Source organism: Sphingopyxis sp. 2PD, from assembly GCF_005503695.1.
Taxonomy (GTDB): Bacteria; Pseudomonadota; Alphaproteobacteria; order Sphingomonadales; family Sphingomonadaceae; genus Sphingopyxis.
The window spans coordinates 22,770-34,077 of record NZ_SCMU01000032.1 but is presented as its reverse complement, the minus strand read 5'-3'; the positions used below and the strand labels follow the sequence as shown (position 1 = coordinate 34,077).

The window sequence follows — 11,308 nt, the reverse complement described above, 5'->3', positions numbered from 1 at the left end:
CCGCCGCGCGGCGCCCCGCCCCGCGCGGCGGCCTGCTGCCCCGCCGCCCAAAAGAGGGCAGGGCGAGCTGTTCTGAAATCGCCCGGGGTGGCCCCGGCGCGTCCGGCTGCTATAGTGGCCGCAATCACCGACTCTTGAACGGACACCAGACGCATGCTGATCGCCAGCCGCAACCGCCTCGCCCGCCTGCAATATGGCCCGAATGGATTTCGTATCCTGTCGCCCGGCGACCATGTGCTGTGCGCGGTGACGAGCGCGCCGATCGGGCTCGACGAGCTGCGTTACTGGTCGGTGGCGCGGCAGGAGCCCTATGCCAGCGCCGCCATTTCGGTACAGGCCGCACTGGACGCCGCGCGCGGGGCATGACGCTGGCGGGGTATTTACGGCGCTCGATCGCTGCGTTGCCGCTGCTGCTTGTTGCCGCTGGCTGTGTGTCGCCCGATGCCGCGCGCGACGTGGCAGCCCCGCCGCCCGCCGCCGGGGCATCGCCAGGGTCGGTGTCTTCGACGGTGCCGCCCCCCGCCGCGGCACTCGAGCCCTTCGTCTTTCGCGGTTCGCGCCGAAGCGCCGAGCAGGGCGCGGTGCTGCTGGGGGTGGTTCCCAGCCATACCCGCGCGCTGACGCTCGACGGCCAGCCGGTGCCGGTCGCCGCCGACGGCGGTTTCCTGATCGCGTTCGACCGCGATGCGGCCCCCCGCGCGCGCCTTGTCGCAACGGTTCGTGACGGGCGGCAGGTCGTCGAAGAAATTATGGTGGTGCCCGGGACGTGGCGCATCGAACAGATCAACGCGCCCTATCGCGGCAGTGCGGCAAGCGACGCCGATTTCCAGCGCCGTCGCCCCGCCGAACTCGCCCAGATTGCGGCAGCGCGAAACGTCGAGGCGACATCCGACGGCTGGAAACAGCGCTTCCGCTGGCCGGTCACCGGGCGACTGTCGGGCTTTTTCGGGGCGCAGCGGGTCTATCAGGGCAAGCCCGGCGCCTATCACAGCGGTACCGACATTGCGGCTCCGGCGGGAACCCCCTTCGTGGCGCCCGCCGACGGCGTGGTGGTACTCGCCGCGACGACCCCTTTCACATTGGAGGGCCATCTGCTGATTGTCGACCATGGCATGGGGCTGACCAGCGCCTTTCTTCATTGCCAGCGGCTCGACGTGAAGGTCGGCGATCCGGTGGTGCAGGGGCAGGTGCTGGGGACGATCGGGCGCACGGGCCGCGCGACCGGGCCGCACATGCATTGGGGACTGAAATGGCGCGATGCGCGGCTCGACCCGGCCAAGTTGGCGGGTCCGATAGGCAGCTGAATATTGTTGCGCGCCGCGCGAATTCGTTACCGATGAAACAATATGTCGCGGAGGCCGGGTTGCGACATATTGTATTTCGCCAAATGTCACGGTTGTTGCAAATACGTCACAATGGCTTGTGAAACGGCGGAATAGTCCGGAAAATTCCTTTACTCGCCCTAAGGGAAAGGTCATTCCGCACGCTATCGGGGTGTTTGCGCGTCGGCTGTGTGCTGCCGCGTCAGGGGCTCGGGTAACTCAATCCACCAGTAGCAAGGGACTGCACTGTGAAGAAAACCCAATTTTCTAAGCTGAAGCTAGGCGCTGCGCCGCTCGTACTGAGCGTCGCCCTGGTTTCGGCTCCTGCCTATGCGCAGGACGCCGCAGAAGAGGGTACCACGACCGGCGAAATCGTCGTGACCGGTACGCTGATCCGTAACCCCAACCTCGAACAGTCGTCGCCGGTGAACGTCACCACCGAAGACGAAATCCAGCTGCGTCAGGCCACCAGCGCTGAACTGCTGCTGCGCGAAACCCCCGGCATCGTTCCCAACCTCGGTTCGAACGTCAACAACGGTTCGGCGGGTTCGGCACGCGTCGACCTTCGCGGCCTCGGCGCCAACCGCAACCTCGTCATGCTGAACTCGACCCGCCTCGTGCCGTCGAGCTTCTTCGGCGCGGTCGACCTTAACAACATCCCGGTTGCCCTGGTGGAGCGCGTCGACGTTCTGACCGGCGGCGCGTCGACCACCTATGGTGCAGACGCCGTGACCGGTGTCGTCAACTTCATCACCAAGCGCGACTTTGCCGGTATCGACCTTTCGGCGACCCAGCAGATCAGCGAACAGGGCGACGCCAACCTGTTCCGCGCCGACCTGGTGATCGGTGCCAACTTCGACGATGGCCGCGGTAACGCCGTGATCTCGATCGGTTACATCGAAGCCGACAAGCTGCTGTTCGGTTCGCGTGGTTTCGGCCAGTGCGTGCTCAACTCGCTGTCGGGTTTCTGCGGTGGCGACTCGCCGACCGCGACCCCGACCTCGTTCGGCATCACCGGTGTGGCCGGCAACCGCCAGGTCAGCGCCGATGGCCTGAGCCTCGTGCCGCAATATTCGCTGTACAACTTCAACCCGGCGAACATCTACATCACCCCGTACGAACGCTTCAACTTCTACGGTGAAGGCCGTTACGACGTTTCGGACAGCGTGACCGTCTATGGTCGCGGCCTGTTCTCGAAGAACACCGTCAAAACCGAAATCGCGTCGTCGGGTATCTTCGGCGAAGCGCTGACGATCAACGGCGACAACCCCTATCTGCCGGCCGGCATTCGCGACCAGCTTTGCGGCTTTGCCGGTATCGCGCTAGGTGCGGCTTGTAACACAAACCAGGCGATCCCGCTTGGCGCCGTGTATCGTCGCTCGGTGGAACTCGGGCCGCGCCTGTCGGAATATGTCACGAACATTTTCGACATCAAGGCCGGTGCGACCTTCAACATCACCGACAATATCTCGTTCGACATCTACGGCGCCTATGGCGAATCGGAAAACACCGAAACCCGCCGCGGCTACGTTTCGCGCTCGCGCGTTGTCCAGGCGCTGGCTGCCACCAGCACCACCGCTTGTACCAACCCGGCCAACGGCTGCGTCCCGCTGAACCTGTTCGGTCCGGAAGGCAGCATCACCCCGGAAATGGGTGCGTTCATCGGCGGTATCACCAGCTCGATCCAGCAATATGCGTCGCTGGCGCAGGTGCATGGCGTGCTGTCGGGTTCGGCCGGTTTCGGATCGCCGTGGGCGAGCGAAGAAGTGTCGTTCGCGCTTGGCGGCGAATATCGCAAGTATAACGCTGCGCAGCGTCCCGATAACCTTGCACAGGTTCCGGGCGAGCTCGGCGGTGCAGGCGGCGCGGTCCGTCCGTTCTCGGGCGCCTATGACAGCACCGAAGCGTTCGCCGAATTGGTCGTGCCGCTCGTCAGCGACAAGCCCTTCTTTGACGATCTGACGGTCGAAGGCGGCATTCGCTACTCGCGTTACTCGGTCGACGCACCGGGCAACCCGAAGTTCAGCCCGACGAGCTGGAAGGTCGGCGTCAACTGGGCACCGGTCGACGCGCTGAAGTTCCGTGCGAACTACCAAAAGGCCGTTCGTGCACCGAACATCGGCGAATTGTTCGCGCCGCTCAACGTGCAGCTGACCAACCTTGCGACCGACCCCTGCGCCGGCGCAGCGCCGATTGGCAACGCCAATCTGACCGCTGTCTGTCTTGCCCAGGGTGCGCCTGCAGCTTCGATCGGCTTCATCGAGCAGCCGGCCGCAGGTCAGGCGAACGTGACCACCGGTGGCAACCCGAACGTCGGCCCGGAAACGGCGAAGACGTTGACGGTTGGCGCAGTGTTCACGCCGCGCGGCCTGATCCCCGGCCTGACGCTGTCGCTCGACTACTACCGCATCAAGGTCACGGACGCGATCACCGCACCGCTGCCGGGCGACATCATCGCCGCCTGCTTTACCGGTCTGTCGGCCGCTTCGGCGACCAACCCGGCCTGTACGGCTATCCGCCGCAACCCGGCAACGGGTCGCCTCAGCGGTTCGCCGGCGACGACGGGCGGCCTGCCCGCGCCGCTCAGCAACGCGGGCATCCTGTTCACCGACGGTTTCGACCTGATCGCGAACTACAAGCGCGACATCGGTTTTGCTGACCTGACGCTGAACTTCTCGGGCAACCACACCCGCAAGGCGACCTTCCAGGCGTCGGAAACGGTGACCAACTTCCCGAATTGTGCCGGCGTTTACAGCGTGAACTGCGGTATTGCCCAGGGTCAGTTGCAGCCGAAATGGTCGTGGACGATGCGTACCACGCTCGGCTTTGACGGCGTCGATGTGTCGCTGTTGTGGCGCCACATGTCGAGCTTCCGCTCGCAGAACGGCAACCTCTGCGGTCCGGGCGTCACCGCCAACGGCTGTACCGGGTTCGTGCGCGGCGACGCCACGCGCTTCCCCGATATTGTCGGCCAGCCGATCAACCTGAACCGCATCAAGGCGTATGATTATTTCGACCTGACGACGCGGTTCTCGGTGACCGAGAATTTCGACCTGACGCTGACCGCGTTCAACCTGCTCGACAAGAAGCCGCCGCTTCTTGGTGGTCAGGCCGGTACGACCTCGGCCAACAGCGGCAACACCTATCCGTCGACCTACGACGTGATCGGCCGCCGTTACAGCGCCACGGCACGCCTGAAGTTCTAATCGCTTCAGACGCAAATCAGGAAAGGGCGGGTCGCGTGCGGCCCGCCCTTTTCTTTTGTCTGATGGCCGACTCGGCGGGCGAGGTGCCGACGATGGGTTGCGGATAAGCGGGGCGCGCACGTCCGCGATCCTTCCGGTCGTTTTGGCGGGGGTGGCCTAGGCACAATATCGAGCGCCAATGGCGCGGCAGCGTCGGTGCCGGTGGTTGGGATCGATGTTCGCGTCGATCGCGATGGCCCGCGTGGCGCAACGCCGCAAGACGGTGGCGGCCACGATCGCCGCGGCCGCTGGCTGGATGTCTGCGCCGAAAAGCTGGGCTATTGTGCGATCAGCGGTGCGCCGAGCGTGGTGTCGATACCAACCGCGCGCGCGACCTCCTGTGCCCACAGGGTGACCTTGGCGATCTCGTCGCCGTGCGCGGCGCGGCTCGCGTCATAATCCGCCGCGCGGTCGGCCGCGCTATAGCGCGCGCCATCCTTCGAATTGCGTTGCAGCGGCCCGGCGAGAATCTGCGCCAGCTCAGCGGGATCGAGGCTCAGGCCGAAATGCGCCGCGGCATGGCGCAGCGCTGCGTCGGGCGTGGCCATGAACGCGGCGCTGTCGAGGACGCGAACGCGGCCGGGGGCGCCAAGGATCAGGCTGCTGAACAAGGATTGCTGGGCCAGCCACGCCATCGCCGCGATCTGCAGATCGGTCTGGCCCAGAAAATCGAGGTCGGTGAAGCCCAACGCCTGAACGCGTCCTTCGGCGCGCAGTTTCACGAACAGTTCACGCACCCAGCGGCGCCCGTCGAGCCCCTTTTTGGCGATCGATGTCAGGAAATCGTCGAGCGGCGCGTGCATGACGATCGCGCGCGCTTGCGGCTGGATGACCAGCATGGCCGCGGCCAGCCCGTTGACGACATTCGACGGCTTGACCACCGCCGCCTGATCGCCGGGGAAGGGCCGCCCGAGCAGGCGCAGCGCGTCCGCGAGCAGCGGGCCGATCGCCTCGGGCGGCGCGCCGCGCATCCGCCACCCGACGATATCATTGAGGATGACCGGTTCGCTCAGGCCGCTCGCCAGACCCGGTCGGTCGAGGCAGGCGGCGAGCAGCGTCGAGCAGCAGAATCCCGAGTGAAAAATGAAATGAACCGGCGCCGTCTGACCGATCGCGCGCGCTTCGTCGCGCGTCATCGACCGAAAATCCCGGCGCGGCAGATGGTCGTCGGTCAGAAAGGGGACGGCGGCGCGCGTTTGCCGGTCATAGTCGACGAAACGGATCGTCCCGGTCGCTTCATCGAACCGGTGCGCGAGCCATTCGGCCCCCAATGCCGCTGGGCTGGCCAGGATGTTGTCGGCCATGATCCGTCTCTAATCCCGCCGCACTTGCGCTCGATTTGAACCTATGATTAGGCGTCACGGTGACAGAGCAAGCCAACAAAGTCCAGCAACACCTGGCCGCCTTCAGCGACGCGCGGCGGCGCGGCGATCGCGGCGCCGAACTGCGCCATCTCGACGCAGCGCTGGCGCTGGCTCCGCACGACCCGCAGCTGTTGAACGCGCGCGGGATGCATCATTTGCAGGATCAGAATTGGGACGCTGCGTCGGACCTTTTCAAGCAGGCCGCCGCTGCCGATCCGGGCGAACCGATCCTGTGGATCAACCTGGCGACGGCGCGGCGCGCGCTGGACGACGTGCCCGGCGAACGCGCCGCGCTCGATCGCGCGCTGGCGGCCGATCGCTTTCAATTCACCGCCCTGTTTCGCAAGGCGGAACTCGAACAGCGCGCCGGGACGGAGGGCGATGCGGTGCTGGCCTGGGCGGCGGTGATCCAGGTCGGTCGCCAGATCAGCAACCCGCCGCAACCCGTGCTCGACGTGATCCGGCAGGGGGAGGCCTTTATGGCCACGCATGCGGGGAAGCTCAGTGATCGGTACGACGCCCTGTTCGGCGCCGATCGTGCCGCCGATCCCGACATGCGCCGGTTCAACCGCTGTCTCGACATCGTCTTGGGGCGCGGCACCACCTATCGCAACGAGTGTCACGGGCTCTATTATCCCTTCCTTCCCGCCGATGAATTTTTCGACAAGCGGCTGTTCCCCTGGTTTGCCGAGCTGGAGGCCGCGACGGCGGATATCCGCCGCGAGGGGCTGGCGCTGATCGAACAGGGCGGCGAGGATCTCCGCCCCTATGTGCGGATGGAAGAGGGCGCGCCCGAAAGCAAATGGTCGCCGCTCGATCAGTCGCTCGACTGGACCGCCTGTTTCCTGTGGGAATATGGCGTCCCGAACCAGCGCGTTCTGGATCGTTGCCCGGCAACCGCCGCCGCACTGGCGCGCGCTCCGCTGGCGCCGATTCCGGGAAAGGCGCCTTCGGCCTTTTTCTCGATGCTGCGCCCCGGCGCGCATATTCCGCCGCATACCGGGGTCACCAACACGCGCGCGATCATCCACCTGCCGTTGGTCGTGCCGCCGGGCTGCGAGTTCCGGGTCGGCGGTGAGACGCGGCAATGGGTCGAGGGCGAGGCGTTTGCGTTCGACGACACGATCGAACATGAAGCGATCAATCGCAGTGACGAGAACCGCCTGGTGCTGATCTTCGACGTGTGGAACCCCCATCTGTCATCGCGCGAACAGGCGTTGCTGGTCGACTTCTTCGCCAGTCAGGCCGGCTGATCGCGTCGCCTGACGATCGGTTGCGGCAGCGCTGCTAAAGCCGGTCGAGCGCCGCGATGACCGGCGCCAGTTCGGCGGCATAATTTTGCCATCGCCCCGATGATTGCGCGTGGAGCGCCGATCGCGCCTTCCAGTTGCTGGGGGTGCGGATGATCGGTGCGGCGCTGCTTTGCGGGGCTGTCGGGTCGATCGGCGGCAAACCGAGCGCGCGCCACGTTGCCGCGAGCACCTGATCGGGGGTCCGGACCAGCTGGTCGTATGAAACGGTGACAATATCGTCGCCAAAGATCGCCCGCCAATGCGCCATCAGTCGGCGATGCTGACCGAAATAATGGACGGCATCCTCCAGCCGGTCGCTGTAGTTGATCGTGTCGGCAAAATTCAGGAAATAGATCGACAGGATATTGTCGGGTGCGGCGCGTTCGGTGCACAGGATCCGCGCGTCGGGAAAGAGGGTCTTGATCAGCCCGATATGCAGGAAATTGTCGGGCCGCTTGTCGGTGATATAGCGGGCGCCGGGAAAATTTGCCGCGACCGCCGTCAGATAGGCGTCGCGCAGATCTTTTTTTTTGGCGTCGGCGTCCAGGGATTGCAGAGCCGCGGGGTAGGGCATCAGGCGTTCGTGAACCAGCGCCGGGATCAGTTCCAGCTCGCCGCCGATCCGGACGAGCGGATGACGCCCGAGCAATTGTTCGATCACCGTCGATCCCGAGCGGAACATGCCGCAAATGAACAGCATTTCGGGGCCATCGGTTGTCGGCGGAGTTTGGGGGCGCGCGGGAAAGGCCGCGATCAGATCATCGACGAGGCGCTCCAGCCGGTCCGGATTGTAACGGCGCGAAGGCGACCGCAGCGCCGCGTTGATCCGGTTCGCCTGCGTGATCGCCGCAAAGGCTTCCGGATAGCGCCCGGCGGCATCGAGCGCGTTGCCCAAGGCGAAGAAGAGTTCGGCAGCGTCGTCCTGGCTGTCGGCGCCGCTTTGCAGCTGGCGCTCAAGGTCACCGATCGCGGCGGCGGTGTCGCCGCGGTGAACACGGATCGCCGCGAGGCGCGCGCGGGCGCGGCCGTTGCCGGGGGCGCGGCGCAGCGCCTCGGCATAGGCGTCCGCCGCGGCTTCGGCGTCGCCGACATCTTCCATCAGACCGCCAAGGTTGAGCCAGGCGGGCAGAAAGCCGGGATTGATCGCCAGCGCGGCGCGCAATTCGGCCGCGGCTTCGTCGGTGCGCTCCATATATTCGGACAGGATGGCGGCGCGATTGACGTGTACCGCCTCGGCGCCGCCGATTCCCAGGCGCAACGCCTCGGCATAAGCGCTCAGCGCGTCGGGATAGGCGCGCATCTGGCGCAGCACATAGCCGAGATTGAACCAGCCGTCTGCGTGATCGGGGCGGAGCGCGAGCGCCTGCCGCAGCAGCGCTGCGGCGTCGGCGTGGCGCCCCTGCGCGATGCTTCGCCCTGCCGCAGCGTCAAGCCGCGCCCACTCGTCGTTCACGCCAACCGCTCCTGCGCCGCCCTTATGTCGGCGTCAGTTTCAGCGCGCCGTCGCCTTCGTCGACCTGGATCGTCGAGCCGTCCTTCACTTCGCCTTTCAGGATCAGATCGGCAAGCGGGTCTTGCAGATATTTCTGCACCGCGCGCTTGAGCGGGCGCGCGCCATAGACGGGATCATAACCGACCCGGCCGAGCCACGCGCGCGCCGCGTCGGTCAGCGCGAGGGTCACCTTGCGGTCGGTGAGCAATTTCTGCACCCGCGCAACCTGGATGTCGACGATGCCGCCCATATGCTGCTGCGCGAGGCGATTGAACAGCACAATCTCGTCGAGCCGGTTGAGGAACTCGGGCCGGAAATGCGCGCGCACGACTTCCATCACCGCGGGCTCTGCCTGTTCGACCGGGGCGTCGTCGGGCAGCGCGGCGATCGCCTGGCTGCCGAGGTTCGAGGTCAGGATGATCAGCGTGTTGGTAAAATCGACCGTGCGTCCCTGTCCGTCGGTCAACCGCCCGTCGTCAAGTACCTGGAGCAGGATGTTGAACACGTCCTGATGCGCCTTCTCGACCTCGTCGAACAATACGACCTGATAGGGGCGGCGGCGCACCGCTTCGGTCAGCGTGCCGCCCTCTTCATAGCCGACATAGCCCGGGGGCGCGCCGACCAACCGCGCGACGCTGTGCTTTTCCATGAATTCGGACATGTCGATGCGGACCATCGCATTGTCGTCGTCGAACAGGAAGCGCGCGAGCGCCTTGGTCAGCTCGGTCTTGCCGACGCCTGTGGGGCCGAGGAACAGGAAGCTGCCGAGCGGGCGATTGGGATCCTGCAGCCCGGCGCGCGCGCGCCGTACCGCGGTCGATACGGCGCGCACCGCCTCGTCCTGACCGATGACGCGGCTGGCAAGGGTTGCTTCCATGCCCAGCAATTTCTCGCGCTCGCCTTCCATCATGCGGTCGACGGGGATGCCGGTCCATTTGCTGACCACCGCAGCGATATCGTCCGCGGTGACCTCCTCGCGCAACATTGCGTTGCTCGAGATGGCCTGCGCCTCTTCGAGCTGCCTTTCGAGCGCGGGGATCGTGCCGTAGCTTAGCTCGCCTGCTTTCGCGAGGTCGCCCGCGCGCTGCGCCTGTTCAAGCGCCGAGCGCGCAGCGTCGAGCTCTTCCTTGATCTTCGCTTCGGCGTGGATCTTGTCCTTTTCGGCCTGCCATTTCTGGGTGAGTTCGGCCGATTGCTGTTCGAGGTTGGCGAGTTCGGCCTGCAACGTGGCCAGCCGATCCTTCGACGCGGCGTCGCTTTCCTTCGACAGCGCCGATTCCTCGATCTTCATCTGGATGATGCGGCGGTCGAGGCTCTCGATCTCCTCGGGCTTCGATTCCACCTCCATGCGGATGCGGCTCGCGGCCTCGTCCATCAGGTCGATCGCCTTGTCGGGCAGGAAGCGGTCGGAGATATAGCGGTTCGACAGCGTCGCAGCGGCGACGATCGCGCCGTCGGTGATCCGCACCCCGTGGTGCAGCTCATATTTTTCCTTCAGCCCGCGCAGGATCGAGATCGAATCCTCGACCGTCGGCTCGCCGACGAACACGGGCTGGAAGCGCCGCTGGAGCGCGGGGTCCTTTTCGACATGCTTGCGATATTCGTCGAGCGTCGTCGCGCCGATGCAATGCAGCTCCCCGCGCGCGAGTGCAGGTTTGAGCAGGTTCGACGCGTCCATCGCGCCCTCACCCTTGCCCGCGCCGACCAGCGTGTGCATTTCATCGATGAACAGGATGATCTCGCCCTCGGCGGCCTTCACATCGTCGAGCACGCCTTTCAGCCGCTCCTCGAATTCACCGCGATATTTGGCGCCTGCGATCAAGGCGCCCATGTCGAGCGACAGCAGGCGGCGATCCTTGAGGCTGTCGGGCACGTCGCCGTTGACGATGCGCAGCGCGAGCCCCTCGGCGATCGCGGTTTTCCCGACCCCGGGTTCGCCAATCAGCACCGGATTATTCTTGGTGCGGCGGGCAAGGATCTGGATCGTGCGGCGGATTTCCTCGTCGCGGCCGATGACCGGGTCGAGCTTGCCCTCGCGCGCGACGTCGGTGAGGTCGCGAGCAAATTTCTTGAGCGCGTCATAGCGATCTTCGCTGCTCGCGGTGTCGGCGCTGCGCCCGCCACGCAGCTCATTGATCGCGGTGTTCAGCGCGTCGGGCGTGAGCCCGGCATCGGCAAAAGCCTTGCCGACTGGCGTGCCGCTCGCCAGCACCATGGCCAGCAGCAGCCGTTCGACGGTGACATAGCCGTCGCCTGCTTTGGTGGCCACCTGTTCGGCCTGATCGAGCAGGCGCACCGCGTCATTGTCGAGACCCGGCGTTGCCTGCGCGCCCGATCCGGATACGGCGGGAACCTTGGCAAGCAAGGCGTCAATGCCGGCGACCGCGCGTGCGGCGTCCCCGCCGCTCTTCGCGATCAGGCCGGCGGCCATGCCTTCACTGTCCTCAAGCAGCGCCTTGGCGATATGCTCGGGCGAAATCCGCTGATGGTTCATGCGGATCGCGATCGTCTGCGCGGCTTGCAGGAATCCCTTGGCGCGGTCGGTGAATTTTTCGAGGTTCATGACGGAAAGCCCCTTTCTCGCAGACCAAGA

General features: G+C 65.6%; 7 protein-coding genes. 4 read left to right on the top strand and 3 right to left on the bottom strand.

The genetic code is table 11. The features are described 5' to 3' along the window. The first annotated feature begins 153 nt into the window (after positions 1 to 153). The 3 genes from FFS18_RS15460 (at position 154) to FFS18_RS15450 (ending at position 4,528) form a co-directional block, all read left to right on the top strand. A complete protein-coding gene (locus FFS18_RS15460; RefSeq protein ID WP_137871525.1) occupies positions 154 to 366 on the top strand; it encodes a DUF2093 domain-containing protein in 213 nt (70 codons plus the stop codon). Continuing rightward, complete coding sequence (locus tag FFS18_RS15455; RefSeq protein ID WP_137871524.1) at positions 363 to 1,304, top strand: M23 family metallopeptidase; 942 nt, start codon at positions 363 to 365, stop codon at positions 1,302 to 1,304. Before FFS18_RS15460 ends, FFS18_RS15455 begins: the two co-directional genes overlap by 4 nt. A 266-nt stretch (positions 1,305 to 1,570) precedes the next feature. Next, positions 1,571 to 4,528 carry a TonB-dependent receptor domain-containing protein gene (locus FFS18_RS15450; RefSeq protein ID WP_120217492.1) on the top strand — a complete coding sequence of 986 codons (2,958 nt, stop codon included), beginning with the start codon at positions 1,571 to 1,573 and terminating at the stop codon, positions 4,526 to 4,528. 317 nt (positions 4,529 to 4,845) lie between these two features. On the opposite strand, the gene FFS18_RS15445 is transcribed toward FFS18_RS15450, so the two are convergent. Continuing rightward, entirely contained in the window at positions 4,846 to 5,871 is a 1,026-nt protein-coding gene (locus FFS18_RS15445; RefSeq protein WP_137871523.1) for a hypothetical protein, read from the bottom strand. A gap of 59 nt (positions 5,872 to 5,930) precedes the next feature. On the opposite strand from FFS18_RS15445, the gene FFS18_RS15440 reads away from it, so the two are divergent. Continuing rightward, the gene (locus tag FFS18_RS15440) at positions 5,931 to 7,184 is read left to right on the top strand and encodes an aspartyl/asparaginyl beta-hydroxylase domain-containing protein (protein WP_137871522.1); all 1,254 of its coding nucleotides are present in this window, start codon (positions 5,931 to 5,933) and stop codon (positions 7,182 to 7,184) included. A 34-nt stretch (positions 7,185 to 7,218) separates the two neighbouring features. Here the strand turns inward: FFS18_RS15440 and FFS18_RS15435 are convergent, their stop codons facing one another. Beyond that, a complete protein-coding gene (locus FFS18_RS15435) occupies positions 7,219 to 8,676 on the bottom strand; it encodes a tetratricopeptide repeat-containing sulfotransferase family protein (RefSeq protein WP_137871521.1) in 1,458 nt (485 codons plus the stop codon). A 22-nt stretch (positions 8,677 to 8,698) separates the two neighbouring features. Next, positions 8,699 to 11,278 (bottom strand): ATP-dependent chaperone ClpB, encoded by a 2,580-nt coding sequence (gene clpB / locus FFS18_RS15430; RefSeq protein WP_137871520.1) that lies wholly within the window; start codon positions 11,276 to 11,278, stop codon positions 8,699 to 8,701. Positions 11,279 to 11,308: the final 30 nt, after the last annotated feature.

Bases quoted from the DNA above. Each gene is read 5' to 3' on its own strand.
- FFS18_RS15460 (WP_137871525.1), top strand. From the start codon at position 154: ATGCTGATCGCCAGCCGCAACCGCCTCGCCCGCCTGCAATATGGCCCG.
- FFS18_RS15455 (WP_137871524.1), top strand. From the start codon at position 363: ATGACGCTGGCGGGGTATTTACGGCGCTCGATCGCTGCGTTGCCGCTG.
- FFS18_RS15445 (WP_137871523.1), bottom strand. From the start codon at position 5,871: ATGGCCGACAACATCCTGGCCAGCCCAGCGGCATTGGGGGCCGAATGG.
- clpB (WP_137871520.1), bottom strand. From the start codon at position 11,278: ATGAACCTCGAAAAATTCACCGACCGCGCCAAGGGATTCCTGCAAGCC.